Raw genomic sequence first — 26,701 nt, forward strand, 5'->3', positions numbered from 1 at the left:
CGGAGGTGTAACGATGACAACTGATTGGCAAACCATATACAAAAATAAAAAGGTTCTTATAACTGGTCATACAGGTTTTAAAGGTTCTTGGCTAGCTATTTGGTTAGCGAAGCTAGGTGCAGATGTAATTGGTTATTCTTTAGATCCGATTAGTGACAAGTGTCTTTTTGAATTGGCTGAGCTGAGTAATAAAATGAAGGACATAAGAGGGGATATTCGTGATGCGGTTAAGCTTCAAGCTGTTTTTGAGCAATATCAGCCAGAGATTGTCTTTCATTTAGCAGCACAGCCATTAGTTAAACAGTCCTATCGAGATCCTGTATATACGTATGAAGTGAATGTAATGGGAACAATGAATGTGTTAGAAGCGATAAGAAAAACACCATCTGTTAAAGCGGGAATAATGGTAACAAGTGATAAATGCTATGAAAATAAAGAATGGGTATGGGGATATCGGGAGACAGATCCAATGGGAGGGTATGATCCGTATAGTTCAAGTAAAGGATGCTGCGAATTATTGATCTCCTCTTATCAGCATTCTTTCTTTCCTATTGACTCCTATAATAAGCATGGGAAGCTCATTGCTTCTGTACGAGCAGGGAATGTAATAGGTGGCGGTGATTGGTCGGAAAATCGAATTATTCCTGATTGTGTGCGCTCTTTATTATCGGGTCAATCTATTAAGGTGCGTTCCCCTCAATCTGTGCGTCCATGGCAGCATGTTTTAGAGCCGCTTTCTGGTTATTTAAAAATAGGAGCTTATTTATATAAAGGAAAAACACAATATGCAGAGGGATGGAATTTTGGACCAGAATCAGATAGTGTGACGACGGTGCAACAATTAGTAGAAAAAATAGTACTGCAATGGAAGGATGGTACATGGGAAGTAGATACGTCACACTCTACTGAACATGAGGCAAAGCTTCTTAGCTTGGATATAAATAAAGCAAAGCATAATTTAGCTTGGTATCCAAAATGGGACATTGATCAAACTGTATATTATACAATAGAATGGTATAAATTGTATAAAGAAGTAGATGTGTATGAGCTTTGTTTAAAACAGATAAGTAATTATGAAAAATAAGATAACAGAAAAATAGAAGCTATTCGATTCCTTTCGTTCGATCCACTACACATGAAAGAAAGGTTAGAAAGCTTCTATTTTATTTCTGTGTAAAAAGTGTGAGTATTGCTAGGTATTTATAATAAAATAAATCAAAGAGTGGTATTCATCCCTCTATAAATAAGAAAACAGGATATTCCAGCATGGGAATATCCTGTTTTCTTATTTTTTCAATGAAGCTATAAAGTTTTTATGTCTAGCTACGATTCTTTCTTTTGCTAAACGTATTTTTTTCCGATTCTTTTTGCTTGTTAAATAAAATTCTTTCTTTTCAATTGTTTCAGACAGAGTATTTGTATTTGTTAATATTGTATAAGGTAATTGGTGGATGGAGGCTGCGAAGTCCACTCCTTTAGAGCGATAGGCTAATTGAATAAATGGAGTACCGCTAGATGCAGAAAGCACGTTTGCATGAAGCTTTAGGTTTAAAGAAAAATGGCAAAGTGATAAGAAGTGATAAATTTGTGAAGCTGTGCATACTTCTGGAATAAAAATGACGTTACCTTTTTCTTTTAGGTTATCATACAAACTTTTGCAATGAGGGATATCCATATCCCACATTGGGAAAATCACAATTTGATATCCCTTTTGTAATAATTTTGTACAAGCTTTAATCATTTGTTTTTTAAGTTTATTTTCATCATAGCCAAATAAAATATTTTGAGTTGTACCCCAATTGACTGCAATTGTTTTTTTGCTAGTGTCATGCAAGTATTTTTTTTGAATATAATCATCTTTTTTAGGAGTAAAAAGCATCCCAGCATCACCGATTATCTGATAATTACTTGCTGGTGATGGATTTAAAGCTTTAACATATTTGTGTGTAAGTGGACCTCTAAGACCTGCAAATGTGGAGTATTCAATCACTTTTTTTATTTTTTCTTTATTTATCTCTTTATTATTAAAAGAAGTAGACGATAACTGGAAATCTCCTCTTTTAAAAGATTCTATTGTTTCTTCCGTCATATAATCAATGCCTGTTCCATAGCAATAAAGAGGAAGCTTCATTTCAATTGCTTCTAAGGCTAAATCAATAAAGAAACTACCTTGAAATAAAGAGCCCCCTCCTAAGACGACCAGATCAAAAGGTTTCTCTGCATGTAATTCTTTCAGTGTTTTAGAGGAGCTAATTGGATAGGAAAATAAAGTGTAATTTTCGTTAAGCCATCTTTCGCATGCTTGAGCAAATGCTTCATAACAAACTTCGTCTCCTATATTATTGGCTCCTAAATAACCAAGATATAAAATCCTCACAGTTCGTTTCCTCCTTCCTTAGAAAGAATCGCTTCGATATGATGGAGGAGCTGTTTGGCACGAACTTGTACAGAATGCTTTTTTCGGACCATTTTGTAACCGTTTAAAGCTATTCGTCTCCCTAATGTATCATAATGTGTTAGGTGATATTTTGCTTTCCGCATAAAGTTCTCTTCATTTATTTCAATGAAATGGACACCGGGGATGAAACCTAAATCCTTAATTTCTTTCGTGCATGAGGCTAATAGTAATGTATTACAAGCCAGAGTCTCGTAATATTTCATTACAGGATAATGATAAATGGAATCACAGGTAAAAAACATTTTTGCTTTATTAAGCTCTTTTGCGAAACTACTAGCTACCTTAAACGATTTCTCGTCGTACTGTTTGTGAAAATAGCCAGGATGTGCATGATAGGTGAAATTAGGTAGACTTTTCATTTCATCGAGGATTTTTTGACGTAATGGATATACAGTAGGATGTACAGCACCCATCATTAAATAATCAATCGTTTTCTTCTGATTGAAGTCTTTAAATATATCGATATTTACATAATGAGGGAACCATATCATTTTATCTTTAAATTCTGGATACCATTCTAAAAATGTGTCTCTATAATGGGTGAAAATGTATTTTACGTTATTTTCTTTAATAAAGGCTCTTCTTTGGTCCATCTGGTAGTTTAAATCATGCATAATTATTCCGAATGGAATATTGCAGTCCTTTAGTCCTGTTACTTGTGGTGATCGAGTAGGACGTAAATCATTTACTAGGATAAAGTCAGGCTGAAAGTTCATTATTTGTAGTATTTCACTTATATTACCGTCTTCCTCCCAGATTCTTATATCAACGTATTTCTTTAATTCCTCTGATAAATAATACGTATTTCTTTCTATCCCATTTTCCCAGTTTTTTGTAATAAAAAGTATCTTTCTCTTCTTCTTTAATGTCATCAGCATCATGTCCTTTCCCTAATGTTTACTATATATTCTATTCTTGTCCCCTTAAATCGGACCATAGCAATTTGTCCAATTATTAGCTTGCGGTCACCTTTTAATGGATTGTCCATATACTATTAAGAGACATGAGAGGTAGGAGGCGTACTTAGATGAATAAGATTCTTCTTTCTGGTTATTACGGGGAACTAAATAGTGGAGATGATGCATTACTCCTAGTATCCTCTTGGGGTAGCCGGAAATTTCTTTTTGGAGAGAAAATCTATGGGACATGTACACAAAAACCTGTTCTTCCATTAGATGCTGATATTGAAGCGCTTTTTGTTTCAGAAGAACAAGAGCGCAGTGAAAACCTTTTACGATTGTACAGGCAGTGTTACCGGAGTGATATCATTTTATTTGGTGGCGGATCTGTTTTTCATTCAACAGATAAAATGACAAGAGATGGTGATTTAATCGATTTAAATAGAGGAAAAGGAGCAGCGGCGATTGGGGTATCTTTTGGCCCATTTAGAGATTCTGCTGCCAAGGAGACATGTAGGAAGCTTGTTGAGAGATTTAAATATATCGGTTGCAGGGATGAGGAAAGCTATGAATTAATTCGATCTCTCACTTCTACTATTAATGCAGAATTAACGTTTGATTTAGCAGTCCTCTTACCGCTAGTATCTGGAGAAGATTTTTCAGGAAATCATAAGAGAAAGGGGCTAGGAATTTCCTTATGCCATTATGAAAGATATATTGGTGGAGATACAAGTATAGAAAAAACAAGGGTTGAAAAAATAGTAAATGTTTTAAATGGGTTAAAAGAAGAGGAATTTGAGGAATTGGTTTTTATCGATTTTAATGGACATCCTATTTTTGGAGATGAGGATATTCATCGAGAGGTTATCGAGCAGCTACACACGAATATACCAATTAGACATCTTTCTTATGATAAAAACCCATTAAATATTCTTCGCACTATTGCTTCTTTAAAAGGGTTGCTTGGTATGCGGTTGCATAGTGCTGTTTTTGGCTATATCACTAATACACCAACTATCATTTTCTCTTACCATCCCAAATGCGATGGATGGGCAAAACAAATTCAGGCAAACAATGATTTTATTATTTCCTCCAATTCCTTTGCGGAGGAAAGTATATGGCACGCTCTTAGGGAAATTGCAGCTGGTCAATATCAGTATCCTAAACTGCCAATAAAAAAAGCACAATCATTAGCAATGAAAAATTGGGAGGGTGCAAGATGGTTGCTGTCTCAGTAGTAATCCCCCTTTATAATAAAGAACAGTATATTGAAAGAACGATAATGTCTATTCTATCCCAAACATTTCAGGATTTTGAGATTATTATTGTTGACGATGGTTCTACAGATAGCAGTGTAGAAAAAGCCGAAGCATGGATAGACAATCGAATTACAGTTCGAAGAATGGAACATAAGGGTGCTTCAGCAGCAAGAAATGAAGGCATTCGAGTTGCAACGGCAGATTTAATTACTTTTATTGATGCAGACGATGAATGGAAGCCGCGATTCCTAGAAAATATCATCGATTTAAAAAACAAATATCCATATTGTGGTGCTTATGCAACAAGTTATGAGATTCAGTTGCCAAGCAAAAAAAAGATCATTCCTACTATTTATGAAACACCAGAGCACTGGGAAGGTGTGTTTACTAACTATGTGGAAAGAACACTAAAGGATTTGCCTATTATATCCTCTGCGGTTGCTGTTCGAAAAGAAGTTTTTAAAGAAATAGGTTTGTTTAAAGAAGGAGAACCACTTGGGGAAGATCAAGATATGTGGCTGAGAATCGGTTTGAATTATCCGATTGCTTATAAAAATGAAAGCTTTGCGATTTATTATCGTGGTTTAGAAAATAGTGTGTGCATGGATTTGAGTATTTTAAATCGATATTCAATTATTGACTACTTAGAGAGACTCCTTCATAAAGAAAATCTTCCTTATATAGATGTCTATTTATCAAAATTAAAATTAGATTACAGCAAAAGATTACTAGAGGCAAACCAATTAGATTCTGCATGGGAAGAATTACATCATACAAAAGCAAAAGTATATAAGTGGGAAAAAATAAAATTATGGATGCTTTACTATTGGAAAAAGATAGCTATTAAATATAGTTTTCATTCAAAAAAATATAACAAAGAATGTCCATAAGCTAATGCCATTAATACACACTGTGCCCCTGCTAAAAAGAAAGAAGCTGGGGCCCTTAATTTTGCCTTTCTCTATAATCTCTTATGAGTTTTCAATTGGTGCACCAGGTGGATAGTAATAAGGAGGAACTTTAATCCAGCCTCTTTTTCTCATTAAATCCTTTATACTTGCACCGAATTTCATTTTTTCTAACATACATTGGGTAAACATAGTAGCTACATCATTTCGTATACATTGAGATACAGAAGCGGCACAGTGAGTAATGGATGCAACGGTTTTAATGCTTAACCCATTCATTATTTCGTCGTCTGTCATCTTAACACCAAGTGGTACAGCCTGTGAATTAGAAAGTGGTCGTTGTTCACTAGTTGGTGGCAATGGAATTCCTTCTGCTTTAAGAAAGTCTCGAAATCTTTGCCCTTGTGCATCGCATTGTTTATAACTGTCTTTTAGTGACTTGATAACATCATCATCTGTTGTCGTATTTAACGCCACCTGAATATAAATATTGGCTTCATCCACAATAGTAAGATAGGTCCAGCAACTCATTACTTCGCCTACATGAAGAGGATTTTTGGGCTCCATATCTAAATTTAATTGTAAATAATCTTTTAATGCTTCAAAAATAGTTGTCATCTTAACCATCCTAATAGTGAATTTTTTCTTTAATCAACATTACTTAGTTAAAAAACAATGGATTGTTAGGCAGTCATCCTCTCGAAGGCTTACAATTGTCTTTTCGCAAAAATGCTCTGTTTGTAAGAAAAATACTAAGTGATTTATATCGTATTTATTATTGGCACGCATAATCGAATAAATACGCAATGATTGGTAAATTTAAAATTTGAAGAGAGCCAACTTTTTTTCTCTATACCCACTGATTTCTTTTCTGCTAAGATAGTTAGGTTGACTTTTTGTACATATAGAAATTATTGGAAATAATAAATGAGGTTGATGAAAATGGGATCAAGAGAATCTCTAGCTAAACGAGTTGCATGGATTAGTGTAATTAGTAATATTGTATTAACATTGGGAAAATTAATAGTTGGCTGGATGGGGAATAGTGATGCTGTTTTTGCTGATGGTATTCACTCTGCTGCAGATGTCTTTGCTTCTATCATTGTTTTAGTAGTGATACGGATTGCCAATAAACCTGCTGATCAGGAACATCCATATGGACATGGAAAAGCTGAAATAATTGTATCCGGAATAGTCGGGATGATTCTACTCGGTGTTGCCATCTATTTGGTGTATGAAGCTATAATTGGTTTCTTCCATCCCATTACAACACCAAGTATGATTACAATGTGGGTTGCTGTTATTTCATACGTTTCAAAAGTACTATTGTATCGTTATAGTAAGAAAATCGCTAATGAACAAAGTAGTAAAGCCATTGAAGCAATTGCTTATGATCATAAGGCAGATATAGTTGCCTCGATTGCCGCTGCAATAGGAGTATTACTGTCTATACTTGGAGAAAATTTAACGATAAATGCACTGCTCTATGGCGATAAAGTAGCTACTATTATCGTTGCTTATTTAATTTTTAAAATTGCGAAGGAAATGGTAAGTGAAGCTTTCGATATATTACTGGAGCGAAATATCGATTTAGAGATCTTAACAGAATATCGTGAAATGATTGCTTCCTTCTCTGAAGTAAAAAGGATTGATCGTCTTCGTGCAAGAGAACATGGACATTATATATTAGTCGATTTACGCATTTCTATCGATTATGACAAGACGATTAAGGAAGGTCATGACTTATCTAGACAAATAAAAAAGAAACTTATGAAAAAACACGATAATATCAACGAAGTACTTATCCATTTAAATCCATATTTTAAGGAATAGTTTTTAGGGAGAAAAGATCTCTCTACCTTAACGGTTATTTTAAATGTGACAATATTAGTAATATATAGCTGCTTCCATTGAATATCGTTTCGATCAGCACTATAGTAAAGAAAAGATGACTAGAGACTTTTCTAAGGAGCTGAATAAAATGGCAAAAGTATTATATATTACGGCAAACCCATTTGATGAATCAAGATCATATGGAATGGCAGTTGGTAAAGCGTTTATTGATCAATATGAAGTGTCTAATCCGAATGATGAGGTTATTCATATTAATCTATACAATGAGTATATTCCTTCCATTGATGCAGACGTATTTCAAGGATGGGGAAAGCTACAATCTGGAAGTGGATTTGATCAGCTTTCTGATGAGGAAAAAACAAAAGTTAGTCGTTTGGCAGAGCTAAGTGAACAATTCGTTAAAGCAGATAAATATATATTTGTTACGCCACTATGGAATTTATTGTTTCCTCCAGTGATGAAAGCTTATTTAGATTCTGTTGCTGTTGCAGGTAAGACATTTGAATATACAGCCCAAGGACCAAAGGGACTCCTTACTGATAAGAAAGTTCTTCATATTCAAGCAAGTGGTGGGATTTATTCTCATGGACCAGCAGCGGATAAAGAAATGGCACACCGTTATTTAAAGACGCTAATGGCATTTTTCGGCATTAATGATTTCCAAGGTTTATTTGTGGAAGGTCATGATTTAGCACCAGAAAGAGCAGAAGAGATTAAAGCGAATGCAATTGCTCGTGCAAAAGATGCCGCAATTACTTTTTGATAGAAGGCTGTTTTTTAAAAGATTGTTGTTTTTTAAAAGATTGTTGTTTTTTCAATAGGAGAAAAGAATTAGTTGGAAAAATGGAGCAGCCGGAATACACGTAGACGCCACGGGGATTAGCGAGACAGTCTGAGACCCCTACGGAAAGCGAGGTGTATTCCGTCTGTGGGTAATCGCAACAAACTATACGAAAAATGCCTAATAAAACAAAGTGTTTTTAATCGTAATTCAGAAGAAGTCATCGAAAAAAGTATTTGTGAGAACATACCTTTTTTCAATGACTTCTTCTTAGTCGTTCCAAACCTCCTTTAAAGTATAACGAAACAGCTGATCTAATTGTTCAGTTGGATCAATTAAATTTCTCTCTAAACCTTTTGCATACGTTTCTAATTGTTGCATCTCTCTTTCCAAATACTCATTAATAAGGTTGATTCGTGGTTCAAGAGTCAATTCTTCTCCAGATTTTTTTCTTTCTAATAAAATGTCAATCTTTGTGCGAAGTGCACCCTCAGGAATAAGTCCATGTACCAAAATATCAAATTCCATTGGAGGAATTGTTTGGAATGTTTGTACCCACTTGGCTGCTAGAATTGGTCGCAATACATAAAAATACTTTTTAATCTTAACGGTATCTCCTTGCAAATATTCTCTGAAATTTCCTTTAGCCATATTTAAATAATGATAAATGGTAGAAGTAGGAGAAAATATTTGTTTTTCAAGCTGCTTCATTTTTTCAATGGTTGAAAAGCGCTGATAATATATCATGTTGGATCGCAACCATTCTAATAAAGGAGGATTAGACTTACGAAAAAGCTTCAGTGTTTTAGTCAATTCCCAGCCGCTCATATCTAATAATGGATCAACAGGAATTGATATAGGATCATGGTTTGGAATTTCTATTACATCTCGCTTTTGATCAATGGATAAGTACCAGCTTGGATGATGGATATAAATAAACCGGACATCATAATCACTATCCTTTGACGGAAATCCCCATGCACGACTTCCAGATTCACAGGCATAAAGCACCTTTATGGCAAATTCTTTTTCTGCTTGTTCGATGACTTTTCTGATATGGTTTTCCAATGGCTTACACATCCTAGTTATTTTAGTCCATTTTACAAAAAAAGTTAACGATTTACCATCTTAATCTATAAAAATGATAGCGTTTTCTTATACAATGATAAGAGGAACTTATTTTGACTTACTTCATAATGTAGAAGTGGTTGATTTCAAAGGAATTAATTAAAAGGAGGAAATATAGTGAAAAATATACCAATTGCCATTCAAATGTATACGTTAAGAGAGGAATGTGAACAGGATTTCCGTGGAACTCTCCAGAAGGTTGCAAGCCTTGGTTTTCAAGGAGTAGAGCTTGCAGGGTATGGCGGGATTTCTGTAGCCGCATTAAAGGAATTACTGGATGAACTAAATCTTCAAGTAGCGGCTAGTCATGTACCTTTAGCAGACTTAGAGAGCAATCTAACCCAAGTCGTTCAAGACCAGTTAGTTTTAGGGAGTAAGTTTTTAGTATGTCCCTATCTTTTACCAGACAAAAGAACGGAGGCGGATTATGAGTCACTAATTGCTTTCTTAAATATGGCGGGAGCGGAGTGTCAAAAAGAAGGGATATCGCTGTGTTATCATAATCATGATTTTGAATTAGATAGATTGTATGATGGAAGAACAGCATTAGATACGATAATGGAAGAAACAGATTCTAAGCTGGTTTTTGCAGAGCTAGATGTATACTGGCTTTCAAAGCGAGAGTATGATCCTGCACAATGGATTGATACATATAAAAACAGAACAAAGCTTGTCCATTTAAAAGACATGACAACAGATGAAGAACGATTCTTTGCAGAAGTTGGTACTGGGAGTATCGATTTTCAAGCAATTCTTGAAAAGGGAGAGGAAGCGGATATACAGTGGTGGATTATTGAACAGGATGCCACAAGAAGAACACCATTTGAAAGCATTGAAATTAGCTTAAATAATTTAAGAAAAATATTAGGGGAACAAAAGTAGTGAAAAGCTATATTTGATGAGACATTTTTTTCAATAGGATAAAGAAAACTATAATCAGTGGGGATGGGAATCCCCACTGATTATCATTGGTTACTTAATTATTCTCTCAGCAATGGCATAGAACAGCAACGAAAGGATCCACCTGACTTGATGATTTCTGAAAAATCCACCTCAATCACGTCATAGCCTCTTTTTTGAAGCTCTTTATTGACTCCTTCGTTCACAGGTAAGCTAATAACCTTTTTATTACCGATGGATAATACGTTTGTACCTAATGTCTCTTGCTCTTTTGCATTTACATGGATTAAATCATAGCGATCTCGCAGCATTCTTTCTTTCTCTTTATGAAACTCGCCTGGGAATATTAATCCTTCTGTAGGGGAAAGTACGTTGAAAACACAATCCAAATGAAGATACGAGTCTGTAAATGGAACAGCGATGACATCATAAGAAGGAAGTAATGTTTGTAAATGCCGGATAGCAAATTTATTTGTGCGTTGGCTGAGGCCAATATAAATCGTTTTACCGTCAATGATAACATCTCCGCCTTCAATCATATTTCCTTTAATATCCGTATAAGTAATCTCCTGTTCCTTCAAATAGTCGATTAAAATTTTCTCTTCTCCACGTCTTACATCTCGGGCCATTTCTGCTACAAAGATTTGATTTCCTAAAGTAAAACCAATATCCCTTGTAAATACTTGTTCATGATATTTTTCCACAGGAGGAAGAAGGATTGTTTCAACCCCGTTTTCTTGCAGCTTTTCAATAAACATTTCATGTTGTTTTTCGGCCACTTTTCGATCGATATTTTTCTTTGCATGTTTTTTTTGAATATCGTTTATAGGAACTTTAATAGCCATATATTCGGGAGAAACTAAGACGACTGCTTTTAATGGATCATATTCATTCGAGCAATGTACTTTCATGACAAAATCCTTTCCATTGGAGTATTGTGAATAGTTTTTCCTGTTTGTATTTTTTTATGAAGGGAACATGGGAAATTAATTTTATTCCATTTAACGCCCGAGCTCGAGTTGTGGAAAATTAAAAAAGTCTTTTAAGTTTAAAAGTCAAAGGGGAATGAGAAAAAACACCCACTAATGGAAGTTTTCTTTATTGTGAATGAAAGCTGAAATTATTAGAAAGCAGTAAAAAAGGAGCAATCGAGTAAACGAAACCTATTATTAAAAAGGCTGTTTTCGCAAAAGTTTGTTGCGATTACTCGCAGCCGGAATACACGAAGACGCCACGAGGATTAGCGAGACAGTCTGAGACCCCGGAGGCTTAAGCTTAGCCCCACGGAAAGCGAAGTGTATTCCGGCTGCTCCAATTTTCCTACTAATTCTTTTTTCTATTGAAAAAACAGCAATCCTTTAGAAAACAGCCATTAAAAATAAGAGGTTGGCAGGAGAATTATGATAACAAAAAGCCAGTGAAATATTCTTCACTGGCTTTTAGTAAAAGTTAATATTAGCTTTCGTCAATATCTTTACGATTTTTCTTAAATACTTTAGAAAGAACTTCGTAAACAATTGGGACAATAACAAGTGTTAATAGAGTAGAACTGATTAAACCGCCAATAACCGTAATACCTAGGTCTTTAGAGATTAATCCACTACCACCTGATCCAATTGCTAATGGAATTAATGCACCAATTGTTGCAATTGCTGTCATTAGAATAGGGCGAAGACGAGTAGAACCTGCTTCCAGAATCGCTTCACGCATATGCATTCCATCACGTTCCATATGAATGATGCGGTCTACTAATACGATGGCATTTGTTACAACAATACCAATTAACATGAGTAATCCCATCATAACCGATACGGAAATAGTTAGACCTGCCAGATATAAGCCTACAAATGAACCAATAACGGCAAACGGTAAACTAAATAAGATAGAGAATGGGGCAACCCCTTCACGGAATGTTACAACCAGAATAAAGTATACAATCGCAACAGCAGCAATCATTGCTACACCCAATTGCGTAAATGTTTCATTCATATCTGCTGCTACACCAGCAACTCCCATTGTAACTCCTTTTGGTAAGTCAATTTTATCAATTTCCTTATCGACTTCGTTCGTTACTTTGGAAACATCATCACCGAGAATTTTTCCTGATACTGTTGCATAATACTCACCCTTACTACGAGAAAGAGTATTTAAAGTTGTTCCTTCTTCAACTTCTACTAGTTCAGAAAGTGGCATCGTATTTCCTAGAGCAGTTGGAATTTCCATATCTAGCATTTCGTCAATTGATTTAGGTTGTGCTGATTTTTCTTGTTGGACAATAACATCAAGTGCTTCGCCATCTTTTTCGATTGTTGTTAGTACATCTTTAGTATTGTCTGGGCTTAGCATCATGAGAAGCTGTCCTGCAGTTAACCCATACTGCAATAATTCATCTTGATTAACTTTAAATGTATATTCTACATAAGCATCTTCAGCAGTTGTAGTAACATCTTCTAATCCATCATTTTCTTTTAAAATGTCTTCTACTTTTTTCACAGACTCATTAAGTTTATCTAAATCTTCACTGTAGAATGTATAGCTAACTTCATTTGTTGACATCCCCATGGATGTGAAGTCTTGTGTTTTCCATTCGCCAGATTGATCGATATTTGTAATATAGTCCTCAATTTCATCGCGGACTTCAGGGAAGTTTTTCATATCTTCATCAAAGATTAGGTACATAAGTGCACCGCCAGATCCCATACCCATCATCGCACTTTGTGCATCTGCTGTCTCATTGATAGATAATTGAACAATATCAATATCTTTGCGTTCAAGCATTTTTTCTTCTACTTCTGTAACGTTCTTTAATGTCTCATCCTTTAATTCACCAGTTTCTGGTGTATAAGTGATATACATTGTTTTTTCTTCTTCACTTCCTAAGAAGCTAAAGCCAATTAGCGGAGTAAGAGCAACACTTCCGGCTAATAAAACAACAGCGATAAGGGAAGTGATGATTTTATGGTTAAGAGCTTTTTCAAGAATGCCTTTATACCAATTTGCCAATTTACCGGCTTCTTTATGATTACTTTCTGTTTTCTCACCATATAATTTTTTCTTAAATAAGAAATGAGAAAGAGCAGGTACAATTGTAATCGCAACAAGTAGTGATGCTCCAAGTGAAAATGCCATTGTTAATGCGAAAGGACGGAATAACTCTCCCACCATTCCCCCAACGAACATTAATGGAGCGAATACAGCAACTGTTACTAAAGTTGAAGAAAGGATTGGTTTAAACATTTCAATCGTCGCTTCTCTAATTAGTGCACGGCCGGTTAATTTTTCTTCTTTCAGGTGCAAGCGTCGGTAAATATTCTCAACAACAACAATAGAGTCATCGATAACCCGGCCAATCGCAACAGTGATAGCACCAAGTGTCATGATATTTAACGTAATATCCATCCAGTTTAATAGCATTAATGCCATGAAAATAGAAACTGGGATAGAAATAATGGAAATTATCGTTGATTTAAAATCACGTAAGAATAGTAAAATAATTAATACGGCAATTAAACAACCAAACACCGCTTTTTCAATCATCGTAAATACAGATTCTTCAATTGGAGCCCCTTGGTCTAGGGAAACATCAATTACTAATCCATCGATATTCTTTTGCTCATCTTTAATTAAATCTTTTACACTGTTAACAACATCAACAGTGTTTGCTTGTTGACCTTTGACAATTTGGATGGCAATAGCATCTTCACCATTTGTACGAGAAACAGATTCAACTTTCCCAACCACTTCGATTGTGGCAATATCACTAAGTTTAACAAATGGGGATGGATTTTGTTCAGAAGGAGTGACAGGGATAAGCATATCTTTAAGTTCTTTTTCTGTCATAAACTTACCATCAATTGCAACTGCCTGTTCGCCTTCTTCAAACTCATAAAGTCCTAAAGAAACAGCTAAATTACTTGCTTGGATCATATCTTTAACAGTGTCTTCTGTTAAATCTAATTGTTCCATTTTTTCCTTATCATATGTTAAATCTACTTCTTCGATATGTTGTCCGGTAATCGTTGCAGATGCAACACCATCAATCTTTTCAATCTTCGGAAGGATGATTTCTTCAACAGTTGATGTTAATTCAGTAATATCTTCTTCTGTACTGCTGACACTTAACGCTACAACTGGCATCATATTCATACTGATTGCTGTGATTGTAGGTTCCTGTGCGCCGTCAGGCAAGGTGATATTATCTAGAGCGGATTGTAAAGCACGTTTTGCTTCATCCATATCTGTACCATATTCATATTCTAATTGAACATTTGCCATGTTCGAATAAGAATTCGAATAAACAGCTTTCACATCTTCTAGATTTTCCACAAGTTTTTCTATCGGCATGGATACTTCTTCCATCACCTTTTCCGGTGTTGCTCCCGGATAAACATCCATTACCGTTAAGTATGGAATCGAAATGTTCGGTATGGTCTCCATATTCATTCTTGTACCAGAATAGATACCTGATACAGTAATAATAATGGTTAGTAACCAAACCGCTAGCTTGTTACCTAACACAAAATTTACTAAACCTTTCATATTACACCTTCCCTTTATTGACTAATCTTACTCATTTACCTATAATAAATGACTAAGTAGTCATATGTCAATCAATAGTGCATAGGAGTGTATGAACATGGCAAAAAAACAACTGATTATGGAAAAATCAATAGAATTATTTGCAAAACAGGGATTTGCGGCTACTTCCGTTCAACAAATCACGGATCATTGTGGCATTTCAAAAGGTGCCTTCTACTTATCCTTTAAGTCCAAGGATGAGCTGATTATGGCATTGGTTGATTATTTTATGGAACAGTTCATTGCAAAACTTGACTATGCAGTCAATCATGTGGATGATATCCTTTATCATTTTTATTATGAGATCTTTTATACCTTTAAAGAAAATTCCAGTTTTGCAACTCTATTCATTAAAGAGCAAGCGCTTTCGTTTAATGAAGAATTTATTAAGAAATTTACTTACTATGATCATTTGCTAGAAAAAACAATTGAGCACATGATTGAAAAAGTGTACGATTCATCAAAACAATCAATTAAATATGATTTAGTATTTAGTATTAAAGGATTTCTTAATGCTTATACTCATATTGTATTAAGTCATAATGAATGGATTGATTTTGATTTACATATGCTTGCAAAATCGCTGGTGGAGAAAACAGATATTCTTGCTACACATACAAAGTCACCATATTTCACTGAAAATATATATCAGTTGTTACATCAGTCTGTTACGCAAGAAAATATTGCAGGAGAGGAAATAATAAAGCTAGTAAAAGGGAAAATAGAAGAAGTTGATGATCGCTATGTGAAAGAATCTCTTCTTTTGCTTACAGAGCAGTTGGAAGAGGAAACACTAAATCCAGTTCTATTAAAAGGCTTAATTGAAAATATTCGGCATCATCGCGATTGTGTTTGGCTATCATATTTATTATTCCATTATTTTAAGATCGATACTGCTCAAGAAAGCTGATATAAAAGGTATATTTAAGGATGAGTTCTTCACAGAGACTCGTCTTTTTTTATGCAGTTTAAATCACAATTTTAAAAAAAGAATAATAATCACTTGAATAAGGTGTAAAAATACACTAAAATGATAATATAACATTATTATGGTGTTTTTAAGGAAGAAAGTGGTATTTTTCTGTTGAAAGTGAAAAAAAACGCATAAAGGAGAAAAAATGAAAATATTACAAGCAATAGTTATTACGGGATGTATCGGGTTTATTGGGTTTATCTTAACGGTCCTCACATCCTTATTTACAGCAAGTACGTTTTATTTATGGCTTATACCGATAGTAACTTTATTTTTTATTATGACAGTAAATCTACCAATCTTTGAAGTATGGCAGAAAAGAACAGCAAAAAAAGCGAATCTATTTATCCTTATCATTAGTATAAGTATTGTGATTGGTCATATCCTTTTTGTGAAATATGATAGAAGTCTAGAGGTTGTCAGTAGTCAAGATGCAGATTTAACGGAATACATACCATATTCTGAAGGTACAAAAGTAGTTCAATTAAATGAAGAATCCACCTTAAAAATAGAAGGGAATCTTCCGAAGTTAGATGGCTCAACGGCTCTCTATCCAGTATATGCTGGGTTTGCTCAAGCTGTATATCCAGAAAAAGATTATTCTATAGAAGAAAGCGAAGTAGTATCTAGCCAAACAGGTGAGGCATTTGAGAGATTGTTAAATAAAGAGGCAGACATCATATTTATACCGAAGCCTTCAGAGCAACAATATAAGTTGGCAGAAAGTCATGGTGTTCAATTAAAATTAACTCCAATTGGAAGAGAAGCGTTTATCTTTTTTGTTCATGCGAAGAATCCAATAGAGACACTTAGCGTGGAACAAATACAGGATATCTATTCTGGGAAAATAACAAACTGGAAGGAAGTCGGTGGAAACCGGAAAAAAATAAGAGCCTTTCAAAGGCCAGCAGAAAGTGGAAGTCAAACAGCATTGATAAGGGTAATGGGTGGAAAGCCATTAATGGATCCGCCCACAAAAGATGTTGTAAGTGCAATGGAAGGGATTATTAATGAAACTGCAGATTATCAGAATAAGAGTGATGCCATTGGTTTTTCTTTCCGTCATTTTTCAGAAGAGATGGTTCGTAATGGCAAAATAAAAAATATTTCGGTTGAAGGAATTCCACCTACAATAGAAACAATTAAAGATGGAAGCTATCCCTTCATTAATGAATTTTATGCAATTACGCTGGAGGATAATGATTCTCCCCAAGTTGATAGATTTTTAAAATGGATGTTGTCAGAGCAGGGGCAAAGGATAGTCTCGGAAACTGGATATGTGGCAGTTGAATAGATAATAAGCTTAAGATTTTCGTTTTTTGAATGATAGGTCACTGTCTGAATTTTTCACTGACCGAGTTATCTATTCAGACAGTGAAATAGCAATAGGAGAAGGATATTCCTTGCTCTTAAAGAGATAAATTAGCCAAATGGGAATGGATATCAGCCAAAAACAGTGATAAATCAGCCAACTGAGCATAAATATCAGCCAAAACAAAGATAAATCAGCCAACCGGGCATAGATATCAGCCAAAACAAAAATAAATCAGCCAACTGAGCATAAATATCAGCCAAAACAAAGATAAATCAGCCAACCGGGCATAGATATCAGCCAAAACAAAAATAAATCAGCCAACCGAGCATAGATATCAGCCAACCGAGCATAGATATCAGCCAAAACAAAAATAAATCAGCCAACGTGGCATAGATATCAGCCAAAACAAAGATAAATCAGCCAACCGAGCATAGATATCAGCCAAAACAAAGATAAATCAGCCAACGTGGCATAGATATCAGCCAAAACAAAGATAAATCAGCCAACCGAGCATAGATATCAGCCAAAACAAAGATAAATCAGCCAACGGAGCATAGATATCAGCCAAAATAAAGATAAATCAGCCAACGTGGCATAGATATCAGCCGAAATAAAGATAAATCAGCCAAAATAAAAATAAATCAGCCAACGGAGCATAGATATCAGCCAAAACAAAGATAAATCAGCCAATGTGGCATGGATATCAGCCAAAACAAAACGTATCCAATCCCCATGATGTCTTTCTAAAGTCGTAAACAAAAACGATTAATTAGTTATTGTACCCCTTCTATCATTTAGATTTAATCCCTATCTAAGTCTTCCTTTTTATGTATATTTAATAAGTCTGAATGCCTGTATGTTTCTAACTGAAAATTCTGTTACCGTGAACAATTAAAAGGATCATTGACACTCTTAATCTACTATATTTATAATCGCACATAGAAAGAAAGCGTTTACTTTTGTCGGTAGCTTATTTTACAGGTAAATGTTTTGTTACGCAAGCAACTATTTTTAGGAATATAAATTTTTAAATGAACAGGTTGCTTATATTTTTGAATAGGAGGAAAGGGAATGAACCAATGGTTAAGGAAATTGCTCATTATTCTAACTGTATTTGTCCTTGTGTTAACCACAAGAGGATTTGCGTTCGATCAATCGAGTGTAAAAGCAGAGAATGCAGATGGCAAAGACATACCTGAACACACATTAAGAATACACTATCAAAACAAGGATAATAACTATCAAGATCTAGGATTATGGCTGTGGGATGATGTAGAATCTCCAACTGCGAATTGGCCACAAGGCGCTGTGGCTTTTGAAAAAGAACAACAAGATGAGTATGGTACATATATTGATATTCCTTTGAAAGAAGATGCAAAAAAGGTAGGATTTCTAGTCGTAAACAGAACAAATGGAGAGAAGAAGGGCGGGGACAAGGTTGTTCCCTTAACCAATCCGTCATTGAATGAAATATGGATAAAGGAAGGATCGGATACGGTTCATCTATTTGAGCCAGTAGCTTTACCTGAGAACACAATCAGAATTCATTATCAAAGAGAAGATCAAAACTATGAAAAGTTAGGGCTGTGGCTGTGGGAAGATGTAGAGTCTCCTTCTGCAAATTGGCCGCTTGATGCCGTAGCATTAGAAAAAAATGATCGCTATGGTGCTTATGTCGATGTAAAAGTGAAAGAAGATGCAAAGAAGATTGGATTTCTTATTGTAAACCGTGAAAATGGAGAAAAAATTGGCGGGGATAAAGGGTTCGCATTATTGGAGGAATACGACCATTTATGGATTAAGAATGAAGATGATCAAGTTTATATTTCACCATACTGGGAATCTCCAACTGATTTAGTATCTGGCGAATTATTGTCTGACACAACAATCCAATTAATTTTTTCCAGTACAAAAGATCTTGCAGAAGAAGAGTTAGCAAAAGGATTAACCATTATTGATAAAAATCAAGAAACAATCGATTTTAATGAAGTGAAAATTGTCAATGAAACAACTGTGGAAATAACAGGTGTTTTTGATGCGGAACAAGGGCCTTTTACGATCTCTTATCAAGGAAGATCAGTAACAGTTAAATCTGGATGGAAAATGTTAGATGAAAATTATTTCTATGAGGGCGACGATTTAGGGGCTACTTATCAAAATGGGGATGCAACGTTAAAATTATGGGCGCCAAAGGCAACAAAAGTTACAGCTGTTTTTTATGATAAAAATGATGCTGCTAAGAAAATTGGTAGTTTAGATTTAGTACAAGGTGACAAAGGTGTTTGGAGCGTGGAAGCAGAGGCAAAAGAGCTGGGGATTAACAATGTAAGAGGATATTACTACCAATATGAAGTAACAAATGACGGGAAAGTATCAAAAGTTTTAGATCCTTATGCTAAATCAATGGCTGCTTTTACTGTGAACACAGAAGGAAAGGTTGGCAGCGATGGTGATACAGTTGGTAAGGCAGCAATTGTGGATCTAAGTCAAACAAACCCAGCAAACTTTAATAGTGCGAATATTAATGGCTATGAAAAACGAGAAGATGCAATCATTTGGGAAGCGCATATTCGTGACTTTACTTCTGATCCGACAATTGAAACAGATTTAAATGGTCGATGGGGTACCTATAAGGCATTTATTGATAAGCTAGATTATATTAAATCCCTTGGTGTCACGCATGTTCAGTTACTTCCAGTAATGGCATGGTATTGGGGGGATGAGACAAAAATGGGGGACAGAGAATTAGAGTATTCTTCAGCAGGAAATGAATATAATTGGGGCTATGACCCACATAACTATTTCTCTCCAGATGGTGCATATTCTGAAAATCCGAAAGACCCTGAGCAGCGTATTAAAGAATTAAAGGAGTTAATAAATGCCATTCATGATGCCGGAATGGGAGTCGTACTAGATGTCGTTTATACCCATATGTCCAATGCGAGTCTATTAAATGATATTGTGCCAGATTATTATTTTTTCCAGGACAGTAATGGGAAATTTGTCGGAGGGTTTGGGAATAACTTGGCAACAAATCACAAAATGGCGGAAAAACTAATGATTGATTCGGTAAAATACTGGTTTACTGAATTTAAAATTGATGGTATGAGATGGGATATGATGGGGGATGCGACCTATGAAGCTGTTCAAAATGCTTATGATGCAGCAGCAGCTATCAATCCTGATGCATTATTTATCGGGGAAGGCTGGAGGACCTTTTCTGGACAACTAGCAGATTCATCTTTAGCAGGAAAAGGTGCGGATCAAGACTGGATGGATAAGACAGATAATGTTGGTGTTTTCTCCGATGAAATGAGAAATGAGTTAAAGTCAGGGTTTGGATCAGAAGGGGAGCCGCGCTTTATTACGGGAGGAGCTCGTAATATTCAAACGATTTTCAACAATATTAAAGCACAGCCATCCAATACTCCGGCAGATGATCCAGGGGACATAGTGCAATATATTGAAGCACATGATAATTTACCATTATATGATATTATTGCGAAAGCATTGAAAAAAGATCCGTCCATTCCAGCTAATGATCTGGAAATTCATAAACGTATTCGTCTTGGAAACTCGTTGATTTTAACATCTCAAGGAACGGCTTTCTTACATGCTGGCCAGGAATATGGAAGAACAAAGCAATGGCTAGGTAAAGGAATTCCAGAGCAAAAATATGATGAATTCACCGATGAAAATGGTAACGCCTTTGGCTATTTTATCCATGATTCGTATGATTCTTCTGATGCAATCAATATGTTTGATTGGACAAAAGCAACAAATAAGGAAGAATATGCAGTGAATGATGAAACAGTCGAATATACAAAAGGATTGATTGAATTAAGAAAATCAACAAATGCATTTCGTTTAGGGGAAAAGAGCCTTGTAAATTCTAATGTGACATTAATAGAAGCGAAGGAAATTCAGGAAGAAGATCTTGTAATCGCATATAAAAATGACTCAACAGATAATACAGGAAGCTACTATGTATTTATGAATGGTGATACAAAATCAAGAGATCTAACATTAAAGGAGGACTTAACAGGCTACAAAGTGCTAGTGGACGATGATGAAGCTGGCAAAGATGCTGTTTCAGAGAAAAGTGGCTTTACATTAGCGTCTGACAAAATAACACTTGAGCCGTTAACTACAGTTGTTATAAAAGATGAGAAAGAAACAGAAGAAAAGCCGGATAATAATGCTACTGAGCCAACTAAGCCAGAAACGCCAGGTGAGTCAACAGATCCAGTTACACCAGAAAATCCGGCTGAAAAGGACGAAGATCCAGTTATAGCTGAAAAGGAAGTCAATGCTGGTAGCGACGAAAAAGCAGCAAATGAAAAGGAAGTATATAACGATGGAAATTCCGAAAATTCATTGCCAAATACAGCAACAAATAATGGAACATATCTGTTGATTGGTACTATTCTTTTAGTTACTGGAGTAAGTCTTTTTCTTATCCTTCGTAGAAAAAAACAAATACACTAATGTGAAATAAGAGCAGAAGTCAGGATTTTATGTGTAAAATCTGATTTCTGCTTTTTTTTGAAAAAAATCAAAAAATCATAGAAAGAAAGGATAAGAACAAAATTTTGTGCGCAACTTATTACTCAGAAGGAGGTGAAAGAAAAATGAAAAAATTTATGGCAATGTTTAGTTTATTTATATGTTTAGTTACACTTCCAACGATGGTAATCGCTGATACATATACAGTAAAAAGCGGAGATTCGATGTGGAAAATTGCTGTGAAATATCAAATCGGCTTACGGGAAATTATTGATGCAAACCCGCAGATTTCAAACCCAAGCTTAATTTATCCTAATCAAAAATTAACGATTCCCAATATTGATTCTATTAAAACAGTAGAACGTGAAGTCATTAGACTTTGTAATATTGAGCGTCAAAAAAATGGACTTCCAGCATTAACGGAAAACTGGGAATTATCCCGAGTAGCTAGAGACAAATCAATGGATATGGCACAAAAGAAATATTTCAGCCATACAAGTCCAACATACGGATCACCATTTGATATGATGAAAGCATATGGAATCAGCTACAAATCAGCTGGAGAGAATATTGCTCAAGGACAAACAAGTGCACAAGCAGTCGTACAAGCATGGATGAATTCAAGTGGTCACCGAGCAAATATCTTAAGCAAAAGTTTCACGCAAATAGGAGTAGGCTATTACCAAAGCGGAAACTATTGGACACAGATGTTTATATCGAAATAAGTAAGAAAGAAGGGATTTACTACTTAAGATTAATAAGTTGTAAATCCTTTTTAATGGTCATTTTCTAGAACTATAGATCCACCCATCTTGAAGAAGGGGTTTAAATTAAAATAAAATTGAATTCGTCTACTTTATAAGCTACACTTTTTAATGATAAATAAAAGTAGGTGTTTTACATGAATGATAGACAAAAAGTTCTACTTCAACTTTTGCTTTCGAATGAAGGGGAGACTCGGAATATACAGGAGCTTTCCGAACGATTAGAGTGCTCGGAAAAAACAGTGCGTAATGATTTGAATAAAATGGAGCAATTATTAAATAAATTTCCGAGTGCCAAGTTAAAAAGACAGCCTGGTATTGGTATTACGCTTGAAATAAGTAGGGAAGATAGGTCGAATCTTCTTCAACGACAATTTTTCCAAGATCATAAAGCGATGGAAGGGAGAATGATTGAGGTTGCCTATTTACTACTTAGTTCAGAAAATCCGATTACATTACAGAGTCTAGCGGACCGTTATTATGTACCGAAATCTACGATAAAAAAAGAGATGGAATTTATTGAAAAGTGGTTAGCTGATTATGAAATAGAATTAATATCAAAGCCACGACTAGGAAATCAACTTCAAGGTACTGAACTTCAAAGAAGGAATGCCTTAGCTCATTTACCCCAGTTGATATCTTCTGTAACTATTGAGAAAAATTATGTACTTGATTTGTTTTTACCCTATGAAATTAGTACGGTAAAAAGAGCTTTACAAAGGTTACAGGAACGATTTGAAATCAAATTTATGGACGAAACATTTGATAGTCTTGTTATTCATGCCCTTATTATGGTGAAGCGAACAAGACAAAAATCACCAATTACCATAATAGAGGAAGAGAAAGCTTATGTAGCATCCTATAAAGAATTTGAATATGCTTCTCTCTTCTTTGAGCAACTGGAAGAGTCCTTTTCTATGAAATTCCCAGAAAATGAACGTATCTATTTTACTTGGCATTTAATTAGCGGAAAAAGGGTAGACGATGGGGAAAAACACGTCTATTTTCAGAATAAAGTGTTGCTTAGCATCATTCATGATATTACAAAAAGGTTAGCAGAATTAACTGCCTACCCTTTTGAAAAGGATTCTATTCTTACTAAAGGGCTTGCGGTTCACATGTATTCAGTCATTAACCGCTTGAAATATGGGTTTCTTATTAGCAATCCTCTTCTATCAGATATTAAGAAAATGTATCCATATATGTTTAATATGGTGATTTTTGCGTTAGAAGAGGTTAAAAGTGCTTATGATTTAGATGTACCTGAAGAGGAAGCTGCTTTTTTAGTACTTCATTTCCAAGCATCTATTGAGAGACTAGAAGGAAGCAGAGGAAAAAAGCAAAATTCTTTAATAGTTTGTCACTTAGGAGTGGGTATATCTCATTTATTAGAGGCGAAAATTAAACAACACTATTCAGACATCCATATTTTGGATTGTATCGGAAAAGCTTCCATCGATGAATTCCTAAAAAATAATAAGATAGATTTTGTTATTTCAACCGTTTCTCTTGATAAGATATCGATACCCTATATTGTTATTTCTCCTCTCTTAGAAGGAAAGGATAAGGAAAAATTAAATCAATTTGTTCAAAGAATGGAAAAAAGGAAAGAAAACAATAGCGAAGATAGTAAACAGCTGTTTAAATTGATTCGTGGTGACATGGTGCATCTTGGACTAGAAATAGAGCATCCATATGAAGTCATTGAAATGTTAGGAAATACTTTATATCAAAAGGGCATGATTCAGAAAGAATTCATTCATAGTGCGCTTAACAGGGAGCGAAAGTCTGCTACAGCAATTGGTGGAAATATCTCTATTCCCCATGGGGACCCAGATATGGTCATTCAGTCTTCGATTGCAGTTGGTATATTAAGAAAGCCTATACTGTGGGAAAGTGACTATGTTTCTGTAATATTTTTGTTAGCCATTTCCAAGGAGGATCAAAATCTTAATCGTGCGGTAGTAGAGCAGATTGCCGCCTATAGCGAAAATCTTGAATTTGCAAGTGGGATAGCAGAACTTGCAGATATTAAAGGTGTGCTTGATTTTATAAAATAAATAATTTTCCTTCTGGTATTTGTTTTAAATAAGTACCTCTTTTTCTATTTAGACGACCCATAATAAGGAATAAAGGTTTAGAAAATGATTACCATATCCATCATTTTTTAATAATCAATTTTTACCACAAGTCTGGTAAAAATTAAGATTATTGGAAAGGATGCATGGGTTTATAATCAAATTGTAAGCAATTACATAATGCGCGTTAATAGGATGGAGGAGGAGAATATCATGAAGATTTTGGCAATTACAGCTTGTCCAGTTGGTATTGCTCATACATACATGGCTGCAGAAAATCTGCAAAAAGCTGGAGAAGAATTAGGGATTGACATGAAAGTAGAAACCCAAGGCTCCATTGGGGTGGAAAATGCTTTAACAGACCAAGACATTAGAGAAGCAGATGGCATTATTATTGCAGCAGATAAAGAAGTCTCTAAAGACCGTTTTATTGGGAAAAAAGTAATTATTACTGGAGTAAAAGATGGGATTCGCAACCCACATGAATTAATCAAAAGGATTCAAAATGGCGATGTACCAGTATATCGGGCAGAATTGAAATCAGCAGATGAAATCAAAGGCCAACGTAAGCAAAAAGAAAATCCTATATATAAACATTTAATGAATGGTGTATCCTACATGGTTCCGTTTATTGTTGTAGGAGGATTGCTGATCGCACTTGCTCTTACACTCGGCGGGGAACAAACACCTGGTGGAATTGTTATACCAGAAGATTCTATTTGGAAACAGATTGAAAGTCTTGGTAGTACAGCTTTTATGTTTATGGTACCAATTTTAGCTGGATTTATTGCGGTTAGTATTGCAGACCGTCCAGGACTTGTACCAGGTATGATTGGTGGTTATATTGCAGCAAATGGCAGCTTTTACGGTAGTGAAGCAGGTGCAGGATTTATTGGCGGAATTATTGCTGGTTTCTTAGCAGGTTATATTGCATTAGGTATTAAAAAGATTAAAGTGCCAAAAGCAATACAGCCAGTTATGCCAATCATTTTTATTCCAATTGTATCATCCGTAATTGTTGGATTATTATTCATTTTTGTTATAGGTGCACCAGTAGCACAAGTATTTGAAGGTTTAACTAGTATGCTTGCAGGAATGCAAGGAGCAAGTTCGATTTTATTAGCACTTATTCTAGGGGCAATGATTGCTGTAGATATGGGGGGGCCATTTAACAAAGTTGCTTTCTTATTTGGTTCTGCGATGATTGCAGAAGGAAATTATGACATTATGGGGCCAATCGCAGTAGCTATCTGTATTCCACCAATTGGAATGGGTCTAGCTACATTTATTAATAAGAAAAAATACCTTCCGAATGAACGGGAAGCAGGTAAGGCATCTTTTACAATGGGACTGTTTGGTATAACAGAAGGAGCAATTCCGTTTGCGGCTCAAGATCCATTACGTGTAATACCAAGTATTATGGCTGGTTCGATGGTTGGTGCTGTTATTGCAATGCTTGGCAATGTAGGGAATAAAGTAGCACATGGTGGTCCAATTGTAGCAGTATTAGGTGCAGTAGATAATGTTGCAATGTTCTTTATCGCAGCATTAGTCGGTGTTTTAGTAACAGCCTTTATGGTTAATGCATTGAAAAAAGAAATAGCACTTGATCTTCCTGTTAGTAAAGGGGTCGAAAAAAGAGAAGTTGCGGCAACGATAGAAGAAACAAAAGAACCGATGGAAATAACCAAATTAACAGATATAGTAAGTGAAGATTTAATCACAACAAATTTAATTGCAGAAACACAGGATGAAGTAATAGATGAACTCATTCAAAAATTTGAAAATGCAGGAATCTTACACTCTAAGGAAGCATATAAAAAGGCTATATTAGAGCGTGAGGCACAAAGCTCTACTGGATTAGGAATGAATATAGCGCTTCCACATGGTAAGTCAAATGCAGTAAAACGTCCAGCAGTTGCCTTTGGTATTAAACGTAATGGTGTAGACTGGAATAGCTTGGACGGGACAGAGGCAAAATTAATCTTTATGATCGCTGTTCCGGAACAGAGTGCGGGAGATGCTCATTTGAAGATTTTGCAAATGTTATCACGCAAATTAATGGATGAGAGTTATAGAGAAAAATTACTGAAGGTAGGTTCCAAATCAGACGCAATAATTCTGTTAGAAGAAGTTCAATAATCAATAAAAGGTGCCAAACACAAAGGGGATGTGAACTGACCTAGCCAAATGAGACATATATAAAACACCTACCCATATTAAATTTAACACTTTTTCATTAATTTGATATTGGTTCTTTACTGGAAATAGTTCAGGCACTTTGTCACTTTACTTGGAGC

The 26,701-nt window shown here is 35.2% G+C and carries 18 protein-coding genes; 12 read left to right on the forward strand and 6 right to left on the reverse strand.

Features of this window, described 5'->3' with window-relative positions; all coding sequences use genetic code 11:
* Window positions 1-13 precede the first annotated feature (13 nt).
* Window positions 14-1,084 carry a CDP-glucose 4,6-dehydratase gene (gene rfbG, locus QQZ16_RS08250; RefSeq protein ID WP_284561274.1) on the forward strand — a complete coding sequence of 357 codons (1,071 nt, stop codon included), beginning with the start codon at window positions 14-16 and terminating at the stop codon, window positions 1,082-1,084.
* Between the two features lie 201 nt (window positions 1,085-1,285).
* On the opposite strand, the gene QQZ16_RS08255 is transcribed toward rfbG, so the two are convergent.
* Both QQZ16_RS08255 and QQZ16_RS08260 read right to left on the reverse strand, forming a co-directional pair.
* A complete protein-coding gene (locus QQZ16_RS08255) occupies window positions 1,286-2,377 on the reverse strand; it encodes a polysaccharide pyruvyl transferase family protein (RefSeq protein ID WP_284561275.1) in 1,092 nt (363 codons plus the stop codon).
* On the reverse strand, window positions 2,374-3,330 hold the full coding sequence (locus QQZ16_RS08260; protein ID WP_284561276.1) for a glycosyltransferase family protein: 957 nt from the start codon (window positions 3,328-3,330) through the stop codon (window positions 2,374-2,376). Before QQZ16_RS08260 ends, QQZ16_RS08255 begins: the two co-directional genes overlap by 4 nt.
* A gap of 155 nt (window positions 3,331-3,485) precedes the next feature.
* On the opposite strand from QQZ16_RS08260, the gene QQZ16_RS08265 reads away from it, so the two are divergent.
* Together QQZ16_RS08265 and QQZ16_RS08270 are read left to right on the forward strand one after the other, a co-directional pair.
* On the forward strand, window positions 3,486-4,595 hold the full coding sequence (locus QQZ16_RS08265; RefSeq protein ID WP_284561277.1) for a polysaccharide pyruvyl transferase family protein: 1,110 nt from the start codon (window positions 3,486-3,488) through the stop codon (window positions 4,593-4,595).
* On the forward strand, window positions 4,577-5,506 hold the full coding sequence (locus QQZ16_RS08270; RefSeq protein ID WP_048718752.1) for a glycosyltransferase family 2 protein: 930 nt from the start codon (window positions 4,577-4,579) through the stop codon (window positions 5,504-5,506). Before QQZ16_RS08265 ends, QQZ16_RS08270 begins: the two co-directional genes overlap by 19 nt.
* 81 nt (window positions 5,507-5,587) lie before the next feature.
* Here QQZ16_RS08270 and QQZ16_RS08275 read toward each other — a convergent pair whose 3' ends face one another.
* Window positions 5,588-6,142: a DUF3231 family protein gene (locus QQZ16_RS08275; protein WP_048718750.1), complete on the reverse strand. Its 555-nt coding sequence runs from the start codon at window positions 6,140-6,142 to the stop codon at window positions 5,588-5,590.
* Between the two features lie 324 nt (window positions 6,143-6,466).
* Here QQZ16_RS08275 and QQZ16_RS08280 point away from each other — a divergent pair, with 324 nt between their 5' ends.
* Together QQZ16_RS08280 and QQZ16_RS08285 are read left to right on the forward strand one after the other, a co-directional pair.
* Entirely contained in the window at window positions 6,467-7,357 is an 891-nt protein-coding gene (locus QQZ16_RS08280) for a cation diffusion facilitator family transporter (protein ID WP_101730264.1), read from the forward strand.
* A 148-nt stretch (window positions 7,358-7,505) separates the two neighbouring features.
* Window positions 7,506-8,141 (forward strand): FMN-dependent NADH-azoreductase, encoded by a 636-nt coding sequence (locus QQZ16_RS08285; protein WP_048718744.1) that lies wholly within the window; start codon window positions 7,506-7,508, stop codon window positions 8,139-8,141.
* Window positions 8,142-8,429: 288 nt separating this feature from the next.
* Here QQZ16_RS08285 and QQZ16_RS08290 read toward each other — a convergent pair whose 3' ends face one another.
* Window positions 8,430-9,227: a nucleotidyltransferase domain-containing protein gene (locus tag QQZ16_RS08290; RefSeq protein ID WP_048718742.1), complete on the reverse strand. Its 798-nt coding sequence runs from the start codon at window positions 9,225-9,227 to the stop codon at window positions 8,430-8,432.
* Between the two features lie 177 nt (window positions 9,228-9,404).
* On the opposite strand from QQZ16_RS08290, the gene QQZ16_RS08295 reads away from it, so the two are divergent.
* Window positions 9,405-10,169, forward strand: a complete 765-nt coding sequence (locus tag QQZ16_RS08295) for a sugar phosphate isomerase/epimerase family protein (protein ID WP_284561278.1) — start codon at window positions 9,405-9,407, stop codon at window positions 10,167-10,169.
* Window positions 10,170-10,267: 98 nt separating this feature from the next.
* On the opposite strand, the gene QQZ16_RS08300 is transcribed toward QQZ16_RS08295, so the two are convergent.
* Together QQZ16_RS08300 and QQZ16_RS08305 are read right to left on the reverse strand one after the other, a co-directional pair.
* Window positions 10,268-11,098, reverse strand: a complete 831-nt coding sequence (locus QQZ16_RS08300) for a dimethylarginine dimethylaminohydrolase family protein (RefSeq protein ID WP_048718737.1) — start codon at window positions 11,096-11,098, stop codon at window positions 10,268-10,270.
* A gap of 544 nt (window positions 11,099-11,642) precedes the next feature.
* Window positions 11,643-14,726, reverse strand: coding sequence for an efflux RND transporter permease subunit (locus tag QQZ16_RS08305; protein ID WP_284561279.1), 3,084 nt, complete (start codon window positions 14,724-14,726; stop codon window positions 11,643-11,645).
* Between the two features lie 97 nt (window positions 14,727-14,823).
* On the opposite strand from QQZ16_RS08305, the gene QQZ16_RS08310 reads away from it, so the two are divergent.
* From QQZ16_RS08310 to QQZ16_RS08335, 6 genes are all read left to right on the forward strand, one after another.
* On the forward strand, window positions 14,824-15,675 hold the full coding sequence (locus QQZ16_RS08310) for a TetR/AcrR family transcriptional regulator (RefSeq protein WP_048718732.1): 852 nt from the start codon (window positions 14,824-14,826) through the stop codon (window positions 15,673-15,675).
* A 208-nt stretch (window positions 15,676-15,883) separates the two neighbouring features.
* Complete coding sequence (locus QQZ16_RS08315; RefSeq protein ID WP_048718730.1) at window positions 15,884-17,032, forward strand: PstS family phosphate ABC transporter substrate-binding protein; 1,149 nt, start codon at window positions 15,884-15,886, stop codon at window positions 17,030-17,032.
* Between the two features lie 1,092 nt (window positions 17,033-18,124).
* Complete coding sequence (locus QQZ16_RS08320) at window positions 18,125-21,541, forward strand: pullulanase (RefSeq protein WP_284561280.1); 3,417 nt, start codon at window positions 18,125-18,127, stop codon at window positions 21,539-21,541.
* Between the two features lie 143 nt (window positions 21,542-21,684).
* Window positions 21,685-22,284: a SafA/ExsA family spore coat assembly protein gene (safA, locus tag QQZ16_RS08325; protein WP_284561281.1), complete on the forward strand. Its 600-nt coding sequence runs from the start codon at window positions 21,685-21,687 to the stop codon at window positions 22,282-22,284.
* Between the two features lie 176 nt (window positions 22,285-22,460).
* Window positions 22,461-24,383: a BglG family transcription antiterminator gene (locus QQZ16_RS08330; protein WP_284561282.1), complete on the forward strand. Its 1,923-nt coding sequence runs from the start codon at window positions 22,461-22,463 to the stop codon at window positions 24,381-24,383.
* A 231-nt stretch (window positions 24,384-24,614) separates the two neighbouring features.
* The gene (locus tag QQZ16_RS08335) at window positions 24,615-26,543 is read left to right on the forward strand and encodes a PTS fructose transporter subunit IIABC (protein WP_284561283.1); all 1,929 of its coding nucleotides are present in this window, start codon (window positions 24,615-24,617) and stop codon (window positions 26,541-26,543) included.
* Window positions 26,544-26,701 lie beyond the last annotated feature (158 nt).

This window comes from Bacillus sp. T2.9-1 (assembly GCF_950097965.1).
In the GTDB taxonomy this organism is placed as follows: domain Bacteria; phylum Bacillota; class Bacilli; order Bacillales; family Cytobacillaceae; genus Niallia; species Niallia hominis.